Source organism: Streptomyces mesophilus (assembly GCF_040300965.1).
Taxonomy (GTDB): domain Bacteria; phylum Actinomycetota; class Actinomycetes; order Streptomycetales; family Streptomycetaceae; genus Streptomyces; species Streptomyces mesophilus_A.
In genome coordinates, this window is sequence record NZ_JBEPEW010000029.1 from 22659 (window position 1) to 44792 (window position 22134).

Genomic DNA, 22134 nt, shown 5'->3' on the forward strand with positions numbered 1-22134 from the left:
CGGCAGACTCCCGCGTCATCAGGAGCCGTGGTCGGCTGCACCACGCGATGGGGCACCACTCGGCAGCGTCCCGTCAGTGGGTCGCTCCGGCGTCTTGGCGCACAGGTAGGGGCGTGCGAGCAGCAGGCCGGTGGCGGTGATGGCGATGCCCAGGTAGACCGGCGCGAGGTGGACGAAGTCGGTGTAGTGGATCGTGCCGTGCACCACGACCGCCGGCAGGAAGCCGGTGGCGGCCGCCACGGCCAGGGTCCAGAACACCCACGCCTCACCGCGCCGCCAGCCCCACGCGCTGAGCAGCATGATCGCTGCGCCTGCGGCCATCAGTGCGCCGCCGAAGCCTGCGCGGTCGTGGGCGACGAACGACACCAGGCGGGGGTTCACCGCTTCCAGCATCTGTGTGCTGGTGCCCAGGAAGGTCAGGTCGGTCGGCACGAACACACCGGTCAGACCGACCACCGAGATGACCGCTCCGCCGGCGAACAGCCCCGCTCCCGTGATGATCAGCAGCAGTTGGCCGACGAGCGCGCGGCGGCGCTCCGGCTCCGGCCCCTCGGGCGCCAGTCGCCACCGCGGTGCGGGTAGGGGCCGGCGGACCGCGGCCACGAACATGGGAAACAGGACGAGCGCGGTGGCCGTGTGCAGGGGTTCCACGAAGCCGGTGGCCAGGAAGTAGAACAAGGTGGGGAAGCCGATCACCCCGGAGATCAGATACGCCTCGCGGGCCCAGGGCCAACCGCGTCTGATTCCGCCCACCGCGAGGCCGGTGTAGAGGGCGCCGGTCGCCACCATGGTGCCGGCCATGGTGATCCGGTCGTGCTGGAGGAAGTGCACGAGGTGGTGGTTGGCACCGTGCAGGTCGTGCAGCGTCATGCCGAGGTAGTCGACGTCGTACCAGAGCAGCACCGGGCCCAGGGTGATCACCGCGGCGCCGAGGCCGGCGCCCACCATGCCGAGCCCGACGAGCAGCGCCCAGCACCAGGTGGGCCAGCGGCGCGGATCGCGGCCGATGTCACGCAGCGCCGGGGCGGGGGCGGTGGGCGTGGCCGCCTCGGTGACACGGGCGAACCAGCCGGGTCCGGCCGCGACCAGCACCCCGGGCCGGGCTATGACGACGGCAGCCGGATCCTCGAGTGCGCCGGCCGCGGCGGTGACCGACGGGTCCCCGACCCGAGCCACGTGCCGGTCCTCGCCACCGGTGAAGCCGTCGACGTACGGCTTCAGGGCGGCCTCGGTCTCCGGGTCGTCTGCGCGGACGACCAGCGGAATCGTACCGCCGGCGGCGGCCTGCCGTACGGTCTCGGCATCGTCCGCACCGACCGGCGCCACCTCGATGAAACCGGCCCCGAGCGGGGGCATGGCGCGCACCGCTTGCTGAGCGAGCGAGGGCGGAACGGAGAGGCCGAGCCGGACGGCCACGGGCACGCCGGCGATCTCACCGGCGAGCCGGCGATGCGGATGGCGGTGACCGAACCCTCGGGCGATCAGCCGTGCCCCGGCGGGGCGGGAGCCGATGGCGGCCAGCAGCCGCAGCGCGGTGCGCTGGGAGCGGCGCTGCCCGAGGGCGGCGGCGGCCGCGCCGCGCAACGGGTGATAGGTCCAGTCCGGCATCAGTGGTCCTTGCTCTGTGTGGCACTCGCCCGGTCATCGGGCGCGGTCCAGCCGAGCACCGGCGCCATGGAACGCAGCGTCGCCCGCATGGGCATCAGCCGGGCGGCGGTGTCGCGCAGCAGCACCGCGGGCGGCCAGGACAACTGACCGACCGCGCCGAGCCGGGCCGAACGGCGGGTGATGGCCCGGGTCCTTCGGCGTCGCAACCGGTCGTACGAGCACAGTGCGTCGGCCACGCCGGAGGTGGTGTCGAGGCAGTGGGCGAGGGTCACCGCATCTTCCAGCGCCTGGCAGGCGCCCTGGCCCAGATTGGGGGTCATGGCATGGGCCGCATCGCCGAGCAGCGCCACCCGGCCGCGGACAAAGGAAGCCAGCGGCGGCAGGTCGTACAGATCGTGCCGGAGCACCGCGTCCCCAGGGACGGCGGCAAGCAGCGCGGGGATGGGGTCGGGCCAGGAGCCGAACCGGCGCAGCAGTTCGGCGTACTCGGACGCATCTGAGGCTGCGCCCGCCGGGAGTGAGGCTGTCGCGAAGCAGTACATCCGCCCGTCCGGCAGCGCCGTGTAGCCGAACCTGGCTCCGCGGCCCCAGGTCGCCGCGCCCTGCGCGGGCGGCTGGGTGAGCGGGTCGGTCACCATGCGCCAGGCCGTGTAACCGGCGTACCGGGGACCGGCCGCGTCCGGCCACAGGGCACCACGCACCGCACTGCGCAGCCCGTCGGCGCCGACCACCAAGTCGGGCCGCGACTTACCCCCGCTGTGCTCCACGACCAGGTCGTGGCCGCTGTCATGGACCGCCGACACCTCGTGGCCGGCCCGCAGGCTGCCCGCGGGCAACTCCTGGGCGAGGACCCGCAACAGGTCCGCGCGGTGCAGGACCACCAGGGGTTGGCCGAACCGGCGCACCAGCTCCGCGTTGTCCGTACGCGACAGCCAGCGGCCCCGAAGGTCGCGTACGCCTCCCGTGGCCTCAACCGCGCCCAGCGCCCTGACGGCGTCGGCCAGGCCAAGTGACTCCAGCGCGTGCAGCGCGTTCGGCCACAGTGAGATACCGGCGCCGACCTCGGCGAACTCAGGGGCCTGCTCAAGGACTTCGACGTGCCAGCCGCGACGATGAAGGGCGAGGGCCGCCGCGAGGCCGCCGATCCCACCGCCGACGATGGTCGCCGCGCGCTGCGACATGGTTCCTCGCTCTGTGTTCGGGGGCGCCGCCCCGATCCAGCGGCCATCGATCCGATGCCCGCACGAGCCGCGACGCAAGGCAGGCCCGGCCGAGCAGCGCCCTATAGCAACATGTCGACAGAAACCTGTCAACGCACCGCGGAGCGGGCCGGCCCACCTCCGGATTCGGGGCAGGCCGCGCGGATCCGCCGCGCAGGACACCCGTCTGCACTGCTACAGCGGTGCCGCCTTCACCGACGAACTCCACCGGCCCGCCAAGCGCGATAACAGCCTCCGGCTCGATCCGGGCCTGGATCGGATTCTGCGCGCGGACCTGCCTGCGCGGACCGGAGCGCCGGCCGATCGCACTCAGCACCTGCGTCATTGCTCAACCGGCGGAAACCGGCAGCACATCCGGCGACAGCGCCCCGGCCTGCGCGGAAGCGCTCGTCATCCGCCTGCGGTGGTGCCGTCGGCACAGCACTTCGTAACCGACATCCGCCGCAGGCCGGTTCACGTCCCCCACCACGACCTGCTCACCGTCGACCACCATTTCCCCGCCGACCGTCCGCGCATTGTGCGTGGCCCGAGCCCCGCACCAGCACATCGCCTCGACCTGCAACGTCTCTACACGGTCCGCCAGCTCGATCAACCGCTGCGAACCCGGGAACAGCTTCGTACGGAAATCCGTAGTGATCCCGAACGCGAAGACGTCCAGCTCCAAATCATCAACGATCCGTGCCAGTTGATCGATCTGCTCCGGCGCCAGGAACTGAGCCTCATCCACGATCACGTAGTCGACCTTGCCGCCACTGGACAGCTCGCCCACGACGTACGCATACGGATCGAACCCCGGGCCGGCCTCCACCGCGTCACTCACCAGACCCAGACGCGAGGAAATCTTGCCCTCACCCGCACGGTCGTCCCGCGTGAAAATGACGCCCTTAAGGCCTCGGTTTGATCTGTTATGCACCAGTTGGAGCGCGAGTGTGCTCTTTCCGCAGTCCATCGTTCCGGAGAAGAACACCAGCTCGGGCATGGGAGGTTGAGCGCCTTTCGAATACGGGGTCACGGGGAGGAAGGAGGCGGGGCGGAGCCTCAGGTTCGGACTTGCAGCAGCGGGACCAGCTGCTCGACGGGTGTCATCGAACCGTGGTTGCCCGTCATCAGGGACTCCTTCGGCTCGCGTTCCGTCGCGATGATCAGGACGTCGTCGCGGGCCGCGGCGACGACATCGCCCAGGCGGTCGTAGACGCGTGGGTCGTACGCGCCCGGCGGGCCGAACCAGCCGGCCGCCAGGGCCTCGTCGCGTGAGGCGACCCAGAACTGCTCGCCGAGCACCTCGCGCCAGCAGGCGAGGACGTCGGACTGCGCACCGGGCACGGCGTAGACATGGCGGGCGCGGCCCTCGCCGCCGAGCAGGGCGACGCCGGCGCGCAGCTCCCAGTCGTGGTCGAAGTCGATGCGGTGCTCGTCGTCGAAGGGGACGTCGAGCATGCCGTGGTCGGCGGTGACGTACAGGGCGCTGCGCGGCGGAAGCTGCTCGGCGAGGCGCTGGACGAGCCGGTCGACATACATCAGCTGGCCGCGCCAGGCGTCGGAGTCCACTCCGTAGCGGTGGCCCTTGCCGTCGACCTCGGCGTAGTACGTGTAGACCAACGAGCGGTCACCGGCGGCGAGTTGCTCGGCCGCGAGGTCCATGCGGTCCTCGCCGGAGAGCCGGCCGTGGAAGGTGCCGCCGCTCAGTGCGATCTTGGTCAGCGGGGTGTTCTGGAAGTGCGGCGCCGAAACCTGCGCGGTGTGCACACCGGCCCGGTCGGCGAGCTGGAAGACCGTCGGATACGGCTGCCAGGCGGCCGGGGAGGTCCACGGCGTCCAGCGCAGCTGGTTCATCAGCTCGCCGGTGTCCGGGTTGCGTGCCGTATAGCCGGGGAGGCCGTGGTTGCAGGGCGGCAGGCCGGTGCCGACCGAGGCGAGCGAGGTCGCGGTCGTCGCCGGGAAGCCGACGGTGATCGGGCGGCCGGAGCCGCCGCGCGAGCTCGCGATCAGGCTGCTGAGATACGGCGCCTCGTCGGGGTGCGCGAGCAGCTGCTCCCAGCCGAGGCCGTCGATGAGGAAGACGCAGTTGCGGTCGGCGGGCTCGAGCTCGGCGATCCGCGGCTCGAATCCGGGGACCTCCATACCGGCGGCCAGGGTCGGCAGCAGATCGGCCAGCGAACCGCTGCCGTACGCGGGAACAGGGGCGCTCTCGACCGGGAGGATCTCCGGGTCCGGCCAGGCGGGCTCGGCCATCAGCGCTGCGTGGCCGCGGTCGCCTCGGACAGCGCCTGCGCGAAGGCCAGGGTCTGGCGCACGGTCTCGGGGCCGTCACCGGCCTCGCTGACCCGAAGGCTCAGGTCGTCGGCCGTGGAGCTGCCCGTGTAGCCGTGGTCCGCCTCGCAGTTGGAGTCGCCGCAGGCGGCGGGCTCCAGGTCGATACGGGAGACGGCGCCCCAGCCGATGGTCAGAAGGACCTCGCGGGGCAGGGTGCCCGGCTGGTACTTCTCCGGGTTCGCGACGACGCGGCTGACGACCACGGACGAGATACGGCCGAGCTTCACGGACTCCGTGGACGTCGTGGCGTACGGCGTCGGGGAGCTGGAGTCGGCGGCCTGCTCGTCGGTGTGGCTGACGATGAAACGGGTGCCGGTCAGGACGAGGACCGTGACATGGCGGCGCACCTCGTTGGCATCGAAGGTGGTCTCCTGGTGCACGAGGTACGACACGATCGGCTCCCCACCGACGGCGGCCTCCACCGCCTCGGCCACAAGGGCCGGGTAGTAGCCGCTGCGCTCGATCGCCGCGCGCAGCCCCTGGGTCGTCGTACCGGTCTTCGCCATGGGGCCCATCCTACGGGGGTGAGGTGACAGGGGTGACCGGCTATGTCAGCCCCGTCCGGTGCCGTACGCGGACCGTCAGTACGCGGGCAGCGTCCGCGGCCCCAGATCATCCCGCACCGGCGGCGGCGCCAGCCGGACCCGGGCGCTCAGGACGTGGGCGCCCCGGTGCGCGACGACCACCGGCTCCAGATCCACGGCCACCACCTGCGGGTGATCGTCGAACAGGCGGGACAACCGCAGCAGGAGCTCCTCCAGGGCCGCCGTGTCCACGGGATCCGAGCCACGCCAGCCGAACAGCAGCGGTGCCGTACGGATCGACCGGATCAGCGCGGCGGCGTCACGGTCCGTGACCGGGATCAGCCGGTGGGCGGTGTCGCCGAGCAGCTGGGAGGGCGCGCCGGCGAGACCGAAGGAGAGCACCGCTCCGACGCCGGGATCCAGTGAGGCCCGTACGACCGTGTCCACTCCCCTGGGCACCATCGGCTGGACGACGAGCCGCGCCTCCTCGCCCTTGCCGAACAGACCGGTCAACTCGGCGTGCGCGGCCCGCAGTTGCTCCTCGCTCGCGAGATCGAGGCGTACGGAGCCGAGGTCGGGGCGGTGGCGCAGATGCGGCGCGGTGGCCTTGAGCGCCACGGGGTAGCCCATGAGCGCGGCCGCCTCGACGGTGGCGCTCTCGTCCCACGCGGGCCTGGACCCGGTCACTTCGATGCCGTAGTCGGCGAGCAGCGCCTCCGCCTCGGGGCCGCTCAGCTCGAAGCCCCCATCGTCGGTGCGCCCGCGGCCGGCCGCCTCGATCCGCTCGTCGGCCGCCTGCTCGTCGATCCGCTCGAGCTCGGGGACCTTGCCGGGCTCGGCGGCCTCCCGCCGCCACTGCGCGTAGACCCAGGCCTCGCCGAGGGCACGGGCGGCGCGCTCGGCGGCGGGGTAGGTGGGGATGGCCAAGGGGGGCGCGGGCCGCGGTGACGCGGAGGCCTCGGCGCCCGGGGGCGACACCTGGCCGGCGGGCCCCGGGCTCGCGGACGGCGGCTGTCCGGGACCGCCGGTTCCGGCCACCGGTGCGTCACCGGCCCCGGCCACCGGTGTCTCACTGATCCCGGCCACCGCTGTCTCACTGCTCCCGGCCACCGCGCCGAGGCCGCCGGAACGCCCCGGCGCCGTCCTGGTCGCCGCCGACAGCGCCTCCGCGAGACCGCCCAGCTCCACCGCCACGACCACCACCGGTTTCGCCGGACCCGCGGCCACGGTCTCGCGCACGGCCGCCGCGAGCGCCTCGCGGTCGGCGGCTTTGTCGCGCCCCTCCCGTACCCAGGGAATCGCCGTGATGACCACGGCGTCGCACCCGTCGTCCGCGAGCGCGCGCGACAGCGCGGCCCGGAAGTCCGCGGGCGTGGCCGAGGTCGTCAGGTCGATCGGGCGCTGCGGCCGCAGGCCCTGGGCCAGGCAGGCGTCGTACGTGAGGAGCCCCAGGGACTCCGAGTTGCCCAGGATCCCCACGCGCGGCCCGGCCGGCAGCGGCTGCCCCGCGAGCAGCAGGCCGACATCGACCAGCTCGGTGACCGTGTCGACCCGGATCACCCCGGCCTGGCGCAGGAGCGCCGAGACCGTGGCGTGCGGCAGCCGGGTGCCCGGCACCGCATGCCCCGCCGGCGCGACCCCGCCGTGCCGCGCGCCCTGCACCACGACCAGCGGCTTGGCCAGCGCGGTGCGGCGCGCGAGGCGGGTGAACTTCCGGGGGTTGCCGATCGACTCCAGGTACATCAGGACGACGTCGGTGCGCGGGTCGTCGTACCAGTACTGCAGCACGTCGTTGCCCGACAGGTCCGACCGGTTCCCGGCGCTGACGAACGACGAGAGTCCGGCGCCGCGCCGGTGCAGTCCCGCGAGCAGCGCGATGCCGATGCCACCCGACTGGGTGAAGAGCCCGATCCGTCCCTGGGCGGGCAGCTCGGGGGCGAGCGAGGCGTTGAGTCTGACGTCGGGTGCGGTGTTGAGGACGCCGAAGGCGTTCGGGCCGATCAGGCGCATGCCGTACGAACGGGCCTGGCGCACCAACTCCCGCTGCCGCTCGCGCCCTTCGGGCCCGGACTCGGCGTATCCCGCGGACAGGACCACGAGTCCCCGTACGCCCTTGTCACCGCATTCGGCGACGACGGCGGGCACCTGCGCGACCGGCACGGCGATCACGGCGAGGTCGACCGGTTCCTCGATGTCCCGTACGGAGGCGACCGCGGGCACCTCGTCCAGCGAGCCGGACGCCGCCGGGTTCACCGCGTACAGCCGGCCGGTGAAACCGCCCCGGACCAGGCTCTGCAGCACGGTCCGTCCGACGCCGCCGGGCTGCCGCCCCGCCCCGATCACCGCGACGGAGGCGGGCGCGAGCAGCCGCTGCACCGAGCGGGCCTCGGCGCGCTGTTCGCGGGCGCGCTGCACGGCGAGCGAGGCCTCGGTCGGTTCCAGGTCGAACTCCAGGCGGACGACACCGTCCTCGAAGCTGCGCTTCTGGGTGTATCCGGCGTCCCTGAAGACCTTGATCATCTTGTTGTTGTTGGGCAGCACCTCGGCCGCGAACCGCCGGATGCCGCGCTCGCGGGCCACGGCCCCGATGTGTTCGAGCAGCGCGGAGGCGACTCCCCGGCCCTGGTGGGCGTCCTGCACGAGGAAGGCGACCTCGGCCTCGTCCGCGTCCCCGGACGCGGGCCGCCCGTTCTCGTCGATCCGGTCGTAGCGCACCGTGGCGATGAACTCGCCGCCCACGGTGACCGCGAGGCCCACCCGGTCCACGTAGTCGTGGTGGGTGAAGCGGTGCACGTCCTTGTCGGACAGGCGCGGGTAGGGCGCGAAGAAGCGGTAGTACTTCGACTCGTCCGAGACCTGCTCGTAGAAGCTGACCAGGCGTCCGGCGTCCTCGGTGGTGATGGGCCTGATCCGGGCGGTGCCGCCGTCGCGCAGCACGATGTCCGCCTCCCAGTGCGCGGGATACGTCTGCTGCGCATCCTGAGCGGCGGGCTGTTGCGGCATCGGCTCCGGCGGCTGCTGCATGGGGCCAGGGTACGGGTCGCGCGCCCGGCGGGAGCGTTGCAGTCTAGGAAGACCTCGGCCAGCGGGCCGGGTGACCGCGGGCGCCAGGCCCTAGGTCGGACGGGCTGCGGACCTTTGGCCTGCAGGACCATCCACCGCAGCATGAGAGACTGGTCTAGACAAGGCTTGAGTGAAATCTGAAGGGCAGCATCACATGGCTGAGCGCCGCGTCAACGTCGGTTGGGCCGAGGGCCTCCACGCCCGTCCCGCCTCCATCTTCGTCCGTGCGGCCACGGCCGCCGGCGTCCCCGTGACGATCGCCAAGGCCGGCGGCAACCCCGTCAACGCGGCCTCGATGCTCGCGGTGCTCGGTCTGGGTGCCCAGGGCGGCGAGGAGATCGTGCTGGCTTCCGAGGCCGAGGGTGCGGACGCCGCGCTCGACCGCCTGGCGAAGCTGGTCGCCGAGGGCCTCGAGGAGCTCCCCGAGACGGTCTGATTTTTTTCTTCAGCGCTGAGCCGCCATCACCGAATCGGTGATGGCGGCTCAGTCGTTTCCGCGCACCGCTCCCCCAGCGTGCGCGAATTTCCGCATTCGACCGCGCCTTGAATAAAGCGCGGCCGATCGAGCGGGCACACAAAAGAAGCCCCCCGCGGAATTACCTCTTTGTATACGGCCCATGTGTTAAGCCCGGCCGCCCGCCATGTTTACGCGATGTTGCGAACCGCTCACACGCGCCGTCGGGGGCTGGCCGCGCAACCGGTGGGCGCGGGTGGCGCGTTCGGTGTGCTGGGCGGTGAGCAGACGGGCGCGTTCGGCGTCGCCGCGGGCCACCGCGTCGACGATCGCGCCGTGTTCGGCCCAGGATTCGGCGGGCCGCTCCGGTGACTCCACCGCGTACATCCAGGCGATCTTATGGCGCAGCTGCGTGAGCAGGGTGATCAGACCGGGGCTGCCCGAGGCTTGCGCGAGCGTCTCGTGGAACCAGCCGCCGAGGCTGCGCAGATCCTCGCTCTGCCCGCGTCTGGCCCGCTCCTGCCCCAGTCTCACCAGGCCGCGAAGCACCTTGAGGTGCGCCTCGGTGCGGCGCTGCGCGGCGCGTGCGGCGCCCAGGGGTTCGAGCAGCATCCGGACTTCGAGGAGATCCGCCGCCTCCTGCGCGGTGGGCTCGGCGACATGGGCGCCCGCATGCCGGCGGGTGACGACGAAGCCCTCGGCCTCGAGGGTGCGCAGGGCTTCGCGGACGGGGACCCTGGAGACTCCGTAGCGGCGCGCGAGCACCTCCTCGGTGAGCCGGCTGCCGCGCTCGAAGACCCCGGAGACGATGTCGTCCCGGATGGCCGTGCATACCGACTGCGCGGGAATGCGCATGATCGAACCACCGCCTTTGCTGCCCACAAGTTACTCAACTGTCAGCGACTCTATTGCAGGCTCCCTCAATTCCCGGAAGAGTGGCGGGAATTCATGGGGTTGCATTTCGGCCCGAGTTGGGCCCTGCGGACAAAAGGCGAAGGCCCCGGCGGATGCCGGGGCCTTCGGTGCGACTGCGTGCGCCGTATGTCAGATGCTGACGCCGTGCGCGCGCAGATACGCGACGGGGTCGATGTCCGAGCCGTAGTCGGGGCTGGTGCGGGCCTCGAAGTGGAGGTGCGGTCCGGTGACGTTGCCGGTCGCGCCCGAGATGCCTATCTGCTGGCCGGGGGTGACCTGCTGGCCGACCGAGACGCCGATGGACGAGAGGTGGCCGTACTGGGTGTACGTGCCGTCGTTCATCTTGATCACGATGTTGTTGCCGTACGCGCCGCCCCAGCCGGCCTCGACGACGGTGCCCATGCCGACCGAGCGCACCGAGGTGCCGGAGGCGGCGTGGAAGTCGACGCCGGTGTGGCTGCCGGAGGACCAGACGGCGCCGCCGGCCTTGTAGCCGGTGGAGACGTAGGAGCCGGAGATCGGCGTGGTGAAGGAGTTGAGGCGCTTGCGCTCGGCCTCGCGGGCGGCACGCTCCTTGGCCTCGCGCTCCTCCTTGGCCCTGGCCTCGGCCTTCGCCTTGGCTTCCGCCTCGGCCTTGGCCTCGGCGGCGGCCTTCTCGGCCTCCTCCTGCTGGGCCTCGGCCTGGGCGTCGATCCGCTCGGTGAGGGTGTCACCGATGGAGACAGCCTTGGTGAGGCCGGTGTCCTCGACTGTGGACTTGGCGTCCGCGGCGTAGGCGGTGGAGCCGAGCGAGCCGATCACGCCGGTGGTGGTGAGGGCGGCGACGCCCGCGATGCTCGCCGTCTTGCGGGTGAGCGCGCTGGGACGACGGTGCTTCCCGGTGGCACGGGAGAAAGCCATGGAGCGGCGGTGTCCTTTCCTTCCTTCTCGCCTACCGGGTTAGCTGACGGGTTCGGAGCAGGAAGGTCTCCTACGGACGGCCGCCGGGCGGCTGTCCGATTCACCCCAGGGACTGCGTGTGGGTCCCCGGCTCCCCAGGCTCGCGCCTGACGGGGACTCGGCGATGACTGTTCGTTGCCGCGGATGCGGCGTACAGCGGACGAACAGCCGGACCGACGCTAAGCGGGACATCTTTCAATCAACAAACGGAATGGGCCTTTTGTAGCGCATGCCACAGGGCAGACCCTCAACCTCCGTACCAATTCGGACATAAAGGCATAACTCAAGAGAACAGGGACCCCGGAGATCTCCGGAGTCCCTGTCGTCCGCAGCGCTCCCGACTGGCCCGTGACAACCGTCACTTAGCCGAGGACGCCTCTTCACTCAGCCCGTGACAACCGTCACTTCACCGATACCGAGCGCCTTCACCGGCTCCGCGATCGCGGCCGCGTCGCCCACGAGCACCGTCACGAGGTGGTCCATCGGGAACGCGCTGACGACCGCGGCCGTCGCCTCCACCGTGCCGGTCTCGGCGAGCATCCGGTACAACTGCGCCTGGAAATCGTCCGGGAGGTGCTGCTCGACCTGGTCGGCAAGCGTGTTGGCGACGGCTGCCGCGGTCTCGTAACGCAGCGGCGCCACACCCACGAGGTTCTGCACGGCCGTCTCGCGCTCGGCGTCGGTCAGGCCTTCTGCGGCGAGCGTGCGCAGCACCTGCCACAGGTCTTCGAGCGCGGGGCCCGTATTCGGCGTGTCCACCGAGCCGTTGATGGCCAGCATCGCCGCGCCCGAACCGTCCGGCGCAGAGCGCAGCACCTGCCCGAAGGCCCGTACGCCGTACGTATAGCCCTTCTCCTCGCGCAGCACGCGGTCCAGACGGGACGTCAGAGTCCCGCCCAGGCAGTACGTGCCGAGCACCTGGGCCGGCCACACGCGGTCGTGCCGGTCCGGGCCGATGCGTCCGATGAGCAGCTGTGTCTGGATGGCGCCGGGCCGGTCGACGATGACCACGCGGCCGGTGTCGTCGGCGGTGACCGGCGGCACGGGGCGCGCCTGTCCCGGCGTGCCCGTCCACTGGCCGAGGGTCTCGGCGAGCAGCGCGTCGAGGTCGGTGGCGGAGAGGTCGCCCACGATCACGGCGGTGGCGGTGGCGGGACGCACCCACGCCTCGTAGAACTTCCGCACGGCCTCGGCGTCGATGCGGCCGACCGTCTCCTCGGTGCCCTGGCGCGGACGCGACATGCGCGCGGTGGCCGGGAACAGCTCCTTGTAGAGCTCCTTGGCGGCGCGGCGGGCCGGGTTGGCCAGCTCGTGCGGGATCTCGTCGAGGCGGTTGCGTACGACGCGGCTGACCTCGCTGTCCGCGAACGCCGGGGCGCGCAGGGCGTCGGCGATCAGTCCGAGCGCCTTCGGCAGCCGGGAGACGGGGACTTCGAGCGAGACCCGGACGCCCGGGTGATCGGCGTGCGCGTCCAACGTGGCGCCGCAGCGCTCCAGTTCGGCCGCGAACTCCTCGGCGCTCAGCTTGTCGGTGCCCTCGGACAACGCGCGCGCCATGATGGTCGCGACCCCGTCCAGGCCCTCCGGCTCGGCGTCGAGCGGCGCGGCGAGGAAGATCTCGACGGCGACGACCTGCTGGCCGGGGCGGTCGCAGCGCAGCACGGTGAGACCGTTGGGCAGCACCCCGCGCTCGGGCGCGGGGAACGCCCACGGCTTGGCCTCGCCGGCCTGCGGCTGCGGGTGGAATTCCATGGTGGAGAGCTCGGTCACTGCCCCGCCTCCTCTTCCTCTACGTCACTGGCGTCGGCGTCGGCGTGCACGGGCTCGTACACGAGCACCGCCCTGTTGTCCGGGCGAAGGCGGGCCTTGGCCACGGCCTGGACCTCCTCGGCCGTGACCGACAGGACACGGTCGACGGCGGTGAGGGCGAGCTGCGGGTCGCCGAACAGGACCGCATAGCGGCACAGTTCGTCGGCGCGGCCCGCGACGGTGCCGAGCCGGTCCAGCCACTCGCGCTCCAACTGGGCCTGGGCGCGCTCCATTTCCTCAGCCGTCGGGCCCTCGGCGGCGAACCGCGCGAGCTCCTCGTCGACGGCGGATTCGATGACCGGCACCTCGACATCGCCGGAGGTCTTCACGTCGAGCCAGCCGAGCGAGGGCGCTCCGGCCAGGCGAAGGAGACCGAACCCCGCGGCGACCGCGGTCTGGTCACGCCGTACGAGACGGTTGTAGAGCCGCGAGGACTCACCGCCGCCGAGCACGGTCAGGGCCAGGTCGGCGGCGTCGCACTCGCGGGTGCCGTCGTGCGGCAGCCGGTAGGCGGCCATCAGCGCGCGGGCCGGCACCTCCTCCTCGATCACCTCGCGCTTCTGCCCGCCGTGGATCTCGGGCAGCGCACCGTCGCGCGGCGGCTGCTTGCCGTCGTGGGACGGGATCGAGCCGAAGTACTTCTCGATCCAGGCGAGCGTCTGCTCGGGGTCGATGTCGCCGACGACCGAGAGCACCGCGTTGTTCGGCGCGTAGTACGTACGGAAGAAGTTCCGCGCGTCCTCGAGCGTGGCCGCGTCCAGGTCGGCCATCGAACCGATGGGCGTGTGGTGGTACGGGTGGCCCTCGGGGTACGACAGGGCGGTCAGCTTCTCGAACGCCGTGCCGTAAGGAACGTTGTCGTAGCGCTGGCGCCGCTCGTTCTTCACCACATCGCGCTGGTTCTCCATCGACTCGTCGTCGAGGGCCACGAGCAGCGAGCCCATGCGGTCGGCCTCCAGCCAGAGCGCCAGCTCCAGCTGGTGGGCGGGCATGGTCTCGAAGTAGTTGGTGCGCTCGAAGCTGGTCGTGCCGTTGAGCGAACCGCCCGCGCCCTGCACCAGTTCGAAGTGCCCGTTGCCCTTGACCTGGCCCGAGCCCTGGAACATCAGGTGCTCGAAGAGATGGGCGAGGCCCGTGCGGCCCTTGACCTCGTGGCGTGAACCGACGTCGTACCAGAGGCAAACCGCCGCAACAGGGGTCAGGTGGTCCTCGGAGAGCACGACGCGCAGGCCGTTGGCCAGCCGGTGCTCGGTCGCTGTCAGGCCGCCGGAGCCGGCCTCGGCGGTGGCCGTGTGACCCATGGGCATGTGGTCCCTTCGATTGCGGGGAATACGTACGGGCGATGAGTTCTGTCACTGTATGCAAGCGCGCGGACATCCGGGTAAGTTCCCGCTCCCGCTCCGCTCTGAGCGATCGCGTCGGGTGGCTGTGGCCGGGTCGACGTCCGCGTTGTCAGTGGCGCGGTCCACAATGGTCCGCGTCAGAGAACCGCACATGTAGGTGAAGGAGCCGCAGCAGCGATGGCCCGCCGCACTACGAAGACCCCGCCACCGCCGGACGACTTCGAGGAGAGGATCCTCGACATCGACGTCGTCGACGAGATGCAGGGCTCCTTCCTCGAGTACGCGTACTCGGTCATCTACTCGCGCGCCCTGCCGGACGCCCGCGACGGCATGAAGCCGGTGCACCGCCGGATCGTCTACCAGATGAACGAGATGGGGCTGCGCCCCGACCGCGGATACGTGAAGTGCGCCCGCGTCGTCGGCGAGGTCATGGGTAAGTTGCACCCCCATGGCGACGCGTCGATCTATGACGCGCTCGTGCGCATGGCGCAGCCCTTCTCCATGCGCCTGCCGCTGGTCGACGGCCACGGCAACTTCGGTTCGCTCGGCAATGACGACCCGCCGGCCGCGATGCGGTACACCGAGTGCCGGATGGCCGACGCCACCTCGCTGATGACCGAGTCCATCGACGAGAACACGGTGGACTTCACGCCCAACTACGACGGGCAGGAGCAGGAGCCGGTCGCCCTCCCGGCCGCGTACCCGAACCTGCTGGTCAACGGCGCGTCCGGCATCGCGGTGGGCATGGCCACCAACATGCCGCCGCACAACCTCGGCGAGGTCATCGCCGCGGCCCGCCACCTGATCAAGCACCCGGGCGCCGACCTCGAGACGCTGATGCGCTTCGTCCCCGGTCCCGACCTGCCCACGGGCGGCCGGATCGTCGGGCTCGCCGGCATCAAGGACGCGTACGAGAGCGGCCGCGGCACCTTCAAGATCCGCGCCACGACCACGGTCGAGACCGTGACGGCACGCCGCAAGGGCATCGTCGTCACCGAACTGCCGTTCACCGTGGGCCCCGAGAAGGTGATCTCCAAGATCAAGGACCTGGTCGGCTCGAAGAAGCTGCAGGGCATCGCCGACGTCAAGGACCTCACCGACCGCGCGCACGGGCTGCGTCTGGTCATCGAGATCAAGAACGGTTTCGTCCCCGAAGCCGTTCTCGAGCAGCTCTACAAGCTGACGCCGATGGAGGAGTCCTTCGGCATCAACAATGTGGCGCTCGTGGACGGCCAGCCCCTCACGCTCGGCCTAAAGGAGCTCCTCGAGGTCTACCTCGACCACCGCTTCGAGGTCGTACGGCGCCGCAGCGAGTTCCGCCGCACCAAGAAGCAGGACCGGCTCCACCTGGTCGAGGGCCTGCTCGTCGCCCTGCTCGACATCGACGAGGTCATCCGTCTGATCCGCTCCAGCGAGAACTCCGCGCAGGCCAAGGAGCGCCTGATGGAGCACTTCTCGCTGAGCGAGGTGCAGACGCAGTACATCCTCGACACCCCGCTGCGCCGCCTCACCAAGTTCGACCGCATCGAGCTGGAGTCGGAGCGCGACCGCCTGAAGGCCGAGATCGCCGAGCTGACCGCGATCCTCGACTCGGACGCCGAGCTGCGCAAGCTGGTCTCGGCCGAACTGGCCGCGGTGGCCAAGAAGTTCGGCACCGACCGCCGCACCGTGCTCCTGGAGTCGGCGGGCGCCCCCGCCTCCGCGGTCCCGCTCGAGGTCGCGGACGACCCCTGCCGGGTGCTGCTGTCATCGACGGGCCTCCTTGCCCGTACGGCCAATGGCGAGGTCTCCTTCGACGCCGACGCCAAGCGGGTCAAGCACGACGTGATCGTCTCCTCGGTGCCGGCGACCCAGCGCGGCGAGGTGGGCGCGGTGCTCTCCTCGGGCCGGCTGCTGCGGCTCCAGGTCATCGATCTGCCCCAGCTGCCGGACACGGCCTCGGCGCCCAACCTCTCGGGCGGTGCGCCGATTTCGGAGTTCCTCTCCATGGAGGACGACGAGAGCCTGATCTGTCTGATGACGCTCGACGAGTCCTCGCCGGGCCTGGCGCTGGGTACGGAGCAGGGCGTGGTCAAGCGCGTCGTCCCGGACTATCCGTCCAACAAGGACGAGCTCGAGGTCATCACCCTGAAGGACGGCGACAAGATCGTCGGAGCGTGCGAACTGCGCACCGGCGAGGAGGACTTGGTCTTCATCACGGACGACGCCCAGCTCCTTCGCTACCAGGCCGCACAGGTCCGTCCGCAGGGCCGGCCGGCCGGCGGCATGGCCGGCATCAAGCTGGCGGACGGCGCGAAGGTCATCGCGTTCACGGCGGTCGACCCGGCGGCGGACGCGGTGGTGTTCACCATCGCGGGCTCGCGCGGCACGCTTGACGACTCGGTCCAGACGACGGCCAAGGCCACCCCGTTCGACCTGTATCCGCGCAAGGGCCGTGCCACGGGCGGCGTCCGGGCGCAGCGCTTCCTCAAGGGCGAGGACTGCCTGTCCTTCGCCTGGGCGGGCCCGGTGCCGGCGAAGGCGGCCCAGCGCAACGGCACTCCGGCCGAGCTCCCGGAGCTCGACCCGCGCCGCGACGGCTCGGGCATCTCGCTGGGCAAGCCGGTGGCCGCGGTTTCCGGACTGGTCTAGCCGACGACCGCACGGGGGGCCGGACTCAGGCGTCAGCCGGGTCCGGCCCTTCGTCGTTCGGCCCCTCGTCTTCCGTGGTGTGCTCGGCCTCTTCCGCGCCGTCCCGCCGTACGAAACGCAGCACGCCCCACATCGCCTCGGGCCGGACATCCTGCGGTACGTCGTCGGCGCAGCGCCCTAGTCCGGCCTCGAGGCCGGCCGCATCGATCCCGGCCCCGATCAGGACGAGTTGGGTCCCCCGTTCCTCACCCGTGCCCCACGGTTCGGGTGTGAACCGCAGAAATCGGCCGACCGCGTGCAGGGCGTAACGGTTGTGCGGATCGTGCGCCCCGAAGTCGACGAACCCCTTGATGCGGTACAGACCGACGGGCCGTACGTCGAGGAAGTCGAGCAGCCGCCGTGGGCTCATCGGGATCCGAGCCGTGAAGGAGACGGTCTCGTAGCCTGCGTGCAGGTGCCCGCCACGGTCTGCCTCAGAGTGCGCGTGCCCCTCGGCCTCCTCCCGTACGTCGTCGAAGGACAGTTGCCCGACGCGCTCCGCACTCGGCCGCCGCTCGAAGAGCAGCTCCGGATCGATCCGGCCGTACGAGGCCTCGACGACCGCGGCCGTCGCACCGGTCGCGGCCAGAGCACCCCGCAGGCGCCCGCGCGCCTCGGCATTGATCCGGTCAACCTTGTTGAGCACGATCAAGTCGGCCAGCGCCAGATGCCGCTCGAGCTCCGGATGCCGCTCCCTCGTGTCCTCGAACTCGGCGGCGTCGACCACCTCGACGAGTCCGCCGTACACCACGTACGGGTTCTCGCTGGCGAGCAGCATCCGCACCAGCTCCTGCGGTTCGGCGAGCCCGCTGGCCTCGATCACGATGACGTCGAGTCCCACCGACGGGTGGGTGAGCTTCTCCAGATACGTATCGAGTTCACTGCCGTCGACGGCACAGCACAGACAGCCGTTGCCCAGCGAGACGGTGGAACCGGCCTGTCCGGACACGGACATGGCGTCGATCTCGATCGCCCCGAAGTCATTCACGACAACGCCGACGCGGGTGCCGCCGCTGCCGCGCAGGAGGTGATTGAGCAGGGTTGTCTTTCCTGCCCCGAGAAAACCGGCGAGGACGACCACGGGAATCTGCCGCCCGGCCTCCGGATTCTGCCGCTCGGTCACGCTGCGCCTTTCGTACGGCGACGGTTCGAACCGGAACAGCATAGGCAGGGCCTCACTCGAGGCACTCGGGGCCCTGTGAGCCGGTACATCCGGCACTGAGTGCAGACTTTTGCCCGAAGTAAACGATTGTTCGCACCCCATGCGGGGCAATGAAACTGCACGGCGCATGTCACGACATCAGTACGCGACTGTGCGCCGTCCTCTCCGCCCTCCCGCCGACCAGAGCCGCTCGGCACCCTGGGGGGTGGCAAGCGCACCGCCCACCGCTCGCCGGTCCCGCTCCCCTGTCGCCCCGCACCCGACGGCCGGCGGACGGTCGCCTGAATCGAGGGTTGACATGGCCACACGGAAGTCTGGGGTCCTCCGGCTGTTGTCGGTCACCCTGGGGGGAATCGCGGCCGGCAGTGCCGCTCTCGCCGCGATGCACCCGCGGAAGCTGAACCCGCAGCTGCAGCGCGAACTGCTCGACCAGCAGCGGGAGCTGATCAGCCAGCAGCGCGAGCTGCTCGACCATCTGCGCAGTCAGCATCGCCATGCCCGGCTGATCGCTCAGCAGCAACTCCAGCTGGACCTTCTGGAGAAGGTTCTGCGGGATCCCTCGCTCGCCGCCGTGTTCGATCTGCACGAGGGCGAGGCCAGTGCCGAGCGGCGCCGGCAGTACCTCGTCGCCAATGCCATGTACACCAACGCGCTGCTCGCCTGGAGAATCGAGACGATCACCAAAGAGGGTTTCCTCGGCTATGTGCGCGGGATGCTGCAGAACCCGGTCTTCCGCGAGTACTGGGACGCCACCCGCAAGCAGCGCCTCACGCTCGACGACTCCGACGAGGCCCGGATGGGGCGCGAGGTGGACGAGCTGGCGGAGCAGTTGGACGAGTCCGAGTCGGACGAGTGGTGGGTCGTGGGCAGGCCGGCGGTCTGAGCGGAGGGGGTTCGCGAGAGTTCACCTCCACGAGCGGCCTGATCTCGGCCAACTTCTCCGGGCAAGGTTCCCTGGCCACAAGGTTCAAGCCACGCAAGTCCACGTCAGCCAGGTCCGCTATTGGCCTGAAGTAAGCGCTACGGAGCTGCCGCGTGTTTGATCCGGAGACCTGTGTCCCGTATGAAACTGCAGTGACTCCTGATCCCTTGTCTGTTCGCCGCCGTATCGGCGCGTCTCCTGCACAGCGCGGAAGCCTCAGCGGCAGCAACTGCCCCGACATCTTCGAGTTGTCGGACGGCTCATTCGCGATCATCGGTACCGACCGTACCGACCTCCTCGAAGGCAACCTGCCGGCGGACGCGTCGCGCGGCGCTCATGAGCGGATCGTGGTGATCACACGCGAAACCCTACTAAGGGCGAAGAGTGATATCCCCGAAGCCTGACCGCCCCGACAGTCAGGCCCTTATCCCCTCGCTCCCCGTTCCCCCAGGCCCGGTATTCGCTCCCCGAGCGTTGAATACCGGGCCTTCGCCTGTGTACGCAGGCACTTCAGACGAGGTACGCGACGTCAGCCGAGGCACGCGACGTCAGCCGAGGCACTCGGCGTCAGCGGAGGCACGCGACGTCAGCCGAGGCACTCGGCGTCAGCGGAGGCACTCGGCGTCAGCGGAGGCACGCGACGTCAGCCGAGCACCGGCACCTGGACGGGCGGCTCCGCCCCCACATACCTCGCCGCAGGGCGGATGATCTTTGAATCCTGGGCCTGCTCCAGGATGTTGGCGCTCCAGCCCACCACCCGGGCCGCCGCGAACGTGGGCGTGAACATCTCGCGCGGCAGGCCGCACAGCTCCATGACCACACCCGCGTAGAACTCGACATTGGTGTGCAGCTCGCGGCCCGGCTTCAGCTCCGCCAGGATCGCCTCCACCTGACGCTCCACCTCGATCGCGAACTCGACCAGAGGACCGCCGAATTCCCGGGCGATGCCCCGCAGCATGCGCGAGCGCGGGTCCTCCGTGCGGTACACGGGGTGGCCGAAACCCATGATCCGGTCGCCGGCCAGAACCCGCTCCCTGATCCAGGGGTCGATACGGTCCGGCGTACCGATCGCGTCCAGGGTGTCCAGAGCCCGGCTCGGCGCACCCCCGTGCAGCGGCCCCGAGAGCGCACCGACCGCGCCGACCAGACAGGCCGCCGCATCCGCTCCGGTGGAGGTGATGACACGGGCCGTGAAGGTTGACGCATTGAATCCATGGTCGATCGTCGAGATCAAGTAGCGCTCGATCGCCCTGGTATGCGACGCATCCGGCTCCGAACCGGTCTGCATGTAGAGGTAGTTGGCCGCATAGGAGAGGTCCGTACGCGGCTCGATCGGCCCGAGTCCCTGCGCAAGCCGGTGCAGCGCGGTCAGCAGGGTCGGTACGACGGCACTCGCGGCGAGCGTGTCCGCGAGCCGCTGCTGCGGGGAGATGTCGTACACCGGCCGGAAGCCCTTGGCCGCGCCGAAGAGCGAGAGCGCCGAGCGCAGGCCGGCCAGCGGGCCCGACAGGGCCGAGGCGCGGGCGATCGCGGGGAGGGCCGCGCGCACTTCGTCGGGCAGGGCGCGCAGGGCCGCCGTCCGCTCGGTGAAGGCCTGGAGCTGTGCGGCGTCCGGCAGTTCGCCGTGCACCATCAGATGCCATACGTCCTCGAAGCCGCGGCGCTCCGCGAGCTCCACGGCCGAGTACTGGCGGTAGTGGTAGAAGCCCTCGCGGCCTCGTACGTCCCCGAGTGCGGTGTCCGTGACGACCACCCCGGCAAGCCCGCGCGGAACCTCACCGATCAGACCTTGCGCCATCGTCCTGCTCCCCTCACGCCTTCAACTCTGCTTCGACCTCTGCCTCAACTTGATTTGACTGTCTATCCTTGACTTCATCACTGTCAATATTGATTGAATCAATACACCGAGATCACGGATACGGTGAGGGCCATGAGCGGTGAGCAGGGCGGCAGCCGGCGGCTGTCCACCAAGGAGGCGGCGGAGCGGCTCGGCGTGAAGCCCGAGACCGTGTACGCGTATGTGAGCCGCGGGCTGCTCAGCAGCCGGCGGGAGGCGAACGGACGCGGATCCTCTTTCGACGCCAAAGAGGTCGACGCACTGACCCGGCGCAACACCCGTGCCGCCGCGGCGAGTTCGGCGGCGGGCGAGCTCGCCGTCAAGACGCGGATCACGCTGATCGAGAAGGACCGCTACTACTTCCGCGGGGTCGACGCGACCGAGCTCGCCGAGCACTACTCGTACGAGCCGGTGGCCGAATGGCTGTGGACCGGTGTCCTGCGCGAGGACGTCCGGTTCACCGCCCCCGAGGAGATCGTGGGCGCCGCGCGCCGGGCCGTACAGGCGCTGCCCGCGCACAGCGGACCGATGGACCGGCTGCGGGTCGCCACCATCGCCGCGGCCGCGGCCGATCCCCTCCGCTTCGACCTCGACGAGCAGGCCGTCCTCGGCACCGCCCGCGCGCTGGTGCCGACCCTCGTCGACGCACTGCCCCCCGTGAGCGACTGGGCGCGCGACGAGCACACGATCGCGGGCCGGCTGTGGCCGAGGCTCACCCGGCGCGCACCCGACGGCCCCTGGATGAGCGCGCTGGACAAGGCACTTGTCCTCCTCATCGACCACGACCTCGCCGCCTCCACGCTGGCCGTCCGGGTCGCGGCCTCGGCCCGCGCCCATCCGTACGCCGCGGTCTCCGCCGGACTCGGCGTCCTCGAAGGCCCCCTGCACGGAGCGGCCAGCGGTCTGGCACACCGGATGCTCACCGAAGTGCTCGACCGGGGCAGCGCCGCCGCGGTCGTGGCCGACCATCTGCGGGCGGGCCGGCGGGTACCGGGCCTCGGCCACCGCCTGTATCCGCGCGAAGACCCGCGCGCGCAGGCACTGTTCGCGGCTCTGGCCGAGGTGCCGCAGGCGCGTGAGGCGCTGGATGCGGCGCGCGATGTGGTGGCCACGACCGCACGGCACACCGAGCTGTACGCCAACGTCGATCTCGCGCTCGCCGTACTGACGGTGGCGAGCGGGATGCCACCGGAGGCGGGCGAGACCGTGTTCGCCGTGTCCCGTACTGCCGGCTGGATCACGCACGCCTTGGAGGAGTACGGCGAGCGGCCGCTGCGGATGCGCCCCAGCGGCCACTACACCGGAGCGCGACCACCGCAGCCCTTGCCGCTGCCATGAACCCGTCGGCCCGCCAG

17 protein-coding genes and 1 riboswitch are annotated in these 22134 nt (G+C 70.8%); of the genes, 5 read left to right on the forward strand and 12 right to left on the reverse strand.

Going from position 1 to position 22134, the window contains the following annotated elements:
* Positions 1–18 precede the first annotated feature (18 nt).
* The 6 genes from ABT367_RS13565 to ABT367_RS13590 form a co-directional block, all read right to left on the reverse strand.
* Positions 19–1608: a hypothetical protein gene (locus tag ABT367_RS13565; protein ID WP_352252798.1), complete on the reverse strand. Its 1590-nt coding sequence runs from the start codon at positions 1606–1608 to the stop codon at positions 19–21.
* Positions 1608–2789 carry an FAD-dependent monooxygenase gene (locus tag ABT367_RS13570; protein ID WP_352252800.1) on the reverse strand — a complete coding sequence of 394 codons (1182 nt, stop codon included), beginning with the start codon at positions 2787–2789 and terminating at the stop codon, positions 1608–1610. The genes ABT367_RS13565 and ABT367_RS13570 overlap by 1 nt, the downstream gene beginning before the upstream one ends.
* A 367-nt stretch (positions 2790–3156) precedes the next feature.
* Positions 3157–3807, reverse strand: a complete 651-nt coding sequence (locus tag ABT367_RS13575; protein ID WP_352252803.1) for a thymidine kinase — start codon at positions 3805–3807, stop codon at positions 3157–3159.
* A gap of 59 nt (positions 3808–3866) precedes the next feature.
* Entirely contained in the window at positions 3867–5060 is a 1194-nt protein-coding gene (locus ABT367_RS13580; protein ID WP_352252805.1) for an alkaline phosphatase family protein, read from the reverse strand.
* Positions 5060–5647, reverse strand: a complete 588-nt coding sequence (locus ABT367_RS13585; protein WP_352252807.1) for a DUF5998 family protein — start codon at positions 5645–5647, stop codon at positions 5060–5062. The genes ABT367_RS13580 and ABT367_RS13585 overlap by 1 nt, the downstream gene beginning before the upstream one ends.
* A 75-nt stretch (positions 5648–5722) precedes the next feature.
* Positions 5723–8689 (reverse strand): bifunctional acetate--CoA ligase family protein/GNAT family N-acetyltransferase, encoded by a 2967-nt coding sequence (locus ABT367_RS13590; protein WP_352252809.1) that lies wholly within the window; start codon positions 8687–8689, stop codon positions 5723–5725.
* A 193-nt stretch (positions 8690–8882) separates the two neighbouring features.
* On the opposite strand from ABT367_RS13590, the gene ABT367_RS13595 reads away from it, so the two are divergent.
* On the forward strand, positions 8883–9164 hold the full coding sequence (locus tag ABT367_RS13595; RefSeq protein ID WP_073492738.1) for an HPr family phosphocarrier protein: 282 nt from the start codon (positions 8883–8885) through the stop codon (positions 9162–9164).
* Positions 9165–9350: 186 nt separating this feature from the next.
* Here ABT367_RS13595 and ABT367_RS13600 read toward each other — a convergent pair whose 3' ends face one another.
* The 4 genes from ABT367_RS13600 to ABT367_RS13615 form a co-directional block, all read right to left on the reverse strand.
* A complete protein-coding gene (locus ABT367_RS13600; protein WP_352252811.1) occupies positions 9351–10037 on the reverse strand; it encodes a GntR family transcriptional regulator in 687 nt (228 codons plus the stop codon).
* A 189-nt stretch (positions 10038–10226) separates the two neighbouring features.
* Positions 10227–10997, reverse strand: a complete 771-nt coding sequence (locus ABT367_RS13605; protein ID WP_352252813.1) for a M23 family metallopeptidase — start codon at positions 10995–10997, stop codon at positions 10227–10229.
* Between the two features lie 14 nt (positions 10998–11011).
* Positions 11012–11170, reverse strand: a riboswitch (cyclic di-AMP (ydaO/yuaA leader).
* A gap of 250 nt (positions 11171–11420) precedes the next feature.
* Entirely contained in the window at positions 11421–12788 is a 1368-nt protein-coding gene (locus tag ABT367_RS13610; protein ID WP_434975461.1) for a M16 family metallopeptidase, read from the reverse strand.
* A 14-nt stretch (positions 12789–12802) separates the two neighbouring features.
* The gene (locus ABT367_RS13615) at positions 12803–14152 is read right to left on the reverse strand and encodes a M16 family metallopeptidase (protein ID WP_352252818.1); all 1350 of its coding nucleotides are present in this window, start codon (positions 14150–14152) and stop codon (positions 12803–12805) included.
* A gap of 213 nt (positions 14153–14365) precedes the next feature.
* Here ABT367_RS13615 and ABT367_RS13620 point away from each other — a divergent pair, with 213 nt between their 5' ends.
* Entirely contained in the window at positions 14366–16819 is a 2454-nt protein-coding gene (locus tag ABT367_RS13620) for a DNA gyrase/topoisomerase IV subunit A (RefSeq protein ID WP_352252819.1), read from the forward strand.
* A 25-nt stretch (positions 16820–16844) separates the two neighbouring features.
* Here the strand turns inward: ABT367_RS13620 and ABT367_RS13625 are convergent, their stop codons facing one another.
* Positions 16845–18023: a CobW family GTP-binding protein gene (locus tag ABT367_RS13625; protein ID WP_434975459.1), complete on the reverse strand. Its 1179-nt coding sequence runs from the start codon at positions 18021–18023 to the stop codon at positions 16845–16847.
* A 328-nt stretch (positions 18024–18351) separates the two neighbouring features.
* On the opposite strand from ABT367_RS13625, the gene ABT367_RS13630 reads away from it, so the two are divergent.
* Together ABT367_RS13630 and ABT367_RS13635 are read left to right on the forward strand one after the other, a co-directional pair.
* Entirely contained in the window at positions 18352–18903 is a 552-nt protein-coding gene (locus tag ABT367_RS13630) for a DUF6082 family protein (RefSeq protein WP_352252823.1), read from the forward strand.
* Between the two features lie 206 nt (positions 18904–19109).
* Positions 19110–19346: a hypothetical protein gene (locus tag ABT367_RS13635; RefSeq protein WP_352252875.1), complete on the forward strand. Its 237-nt coding sequence runs from the start codon at positions 19110–19112 to the stop codon at positions 19344–19346.
* Between the two features lie 239 nt (positions 19347–19585).
* On the opposite strand, the gene ABT367_RS13640 is transcribed toward ABT367_RS13635, so the two are convergent.
* Positions 19586–20740: a citrate synthase/methylcitrate synthase gene (locus ABT367_RS13640; RefSeq protein WP_352252825.1), complete on the reverse strand. Its 1155-nt coding sequence runs from the start codon at positions 20738–20740 to the stop codon at positions 19586–19588.
* Positions 20741–20872: 132 nt separating this feature from the next.
* Here ABT367_RS13640 and ABT367_RS13645 point away from each other — a divergent pair, with 132 nt between their 5' ends.
* Positions 20873–22117 (forward strand): citrate synthase, encoded by a 1245-nt coding sequence (locus ABT367_RS13645; protein WP_352252827.1) that lies wholly within the window; start codon positions 20873–20875, stop codon positions 22115–22117.
* The last annotated feature ends 17 nt before the right edge of the window (positions 22118–22134 follow it).

Bases quoted from the DNA above. Each gene is read 5' to 3' on its own strand.
- ABT367_RS13565 (WP_352252798.1), bottom strand. From the start codon at position 1,608: ATGCCGGACTGGACCTATCACCCGTTGCGCGGCGCGGCCGCCGCCGCC.
- ABT367_RS13570 (WP_352252800.1), bottom strand. From the start codon at position 2,789: ATGTCGCAGCGCGCGGCGACCATCGTCGGCGGTGGGATCGGCGGCCTC.
- ABT367_RS13575 (WP_352252803.1), bottom strand. From the start codon at position 3,807: ATGCCCGAGCTGGTGTTCTTCTCCGGAACGATGGACTGCGGAAAGAGC.
- ABT367_RS13580 (WP_352252805.1), bottom strand. From the start codon at position 5,060: ATGGCCGAGCCCGCCTGGCCGGACCCGGAGATCCTCCCGGTCGAGAGC.
- ABT367_RS13585 (WP_352252807.1), bottom strand. From the start codon at position 5,647: ATGGCGAAGACCGGTACGACGACCCAGGGGCTGCGCGCGGCGATCGAG.
- ABT367_RS13590 (WP_352252809.1), bottom strand. From the start codon at position 8,689: ATGCAGCAGCCGCCGGAGCCGATGCCGCAACAGCCCGCCGCTCAGGAT.
- ABT367_RS13595 (WP_073492738.1), top strand. From the start codon at position 8,883: ATGGCTGAGCGCCGCGTCAACGTCGGTTGGGCCGAGGGCCTCCACGCC.
- ABT367_RS13600 (WP_352252811.1), bottom strand. From the start codon at position 10,037: ATGCGCATTCCCGCGCAGTCGGTATGCACGGCCATCCGGGACGACATC.
- ABT367_RS13605 (WP_352252813.1), bottom strand. From the start codon at position 10,997: ATGGCTTTCTCCCGTGCCACCGGGAAGCACCGTCGTCCCAGCGCGCTC.
- ABT367_RS13610 (WP_434975461.1), bottom strand. From the start codon at position 12,788: ATGGAATTCCACCCGCAGCCGCAGGCCGGCGAGGCCAAGCCGTGGGCG.
- ABT367_RS13615 (WP_352252818.1), bottom strand. From the start codon at position 14,152: ATGCCCATGGGTCACACGGCCACCGCCGAGGCCGGCTCCGGCGGCCTG.
- ABT367_RS13620 (WP_352252819.1), top strand. From the start codon at position 14,366: ATGGCCCGCCGCACTACGAAGACCCCGCCACCGCCGGACGACTTCGAG.
- ABT367_RS13625 (WP_434975459.1), bottom strand. From the start codon at position 18,023: ATGCTGTTCCGGTTCGAACCGTCGCCGTACGAAAGGCGCAGCGTGACC.
- ABT367_RS13640 (WP_352252825.1), bottom strand. From the start codon at position 20,740: ATGGCGCAAGGTCTGATCGGTGAGGTTCCGCGCGGGCTTGCCGGGGTG.
- ABT367_RS13645 (WP_352252827.1), top strand. From the start codon at position 20,873: ATGAGCGGTGAGCAGGGCGGCAGCCGGCGGCTGTCCACCAAGGAGGCG.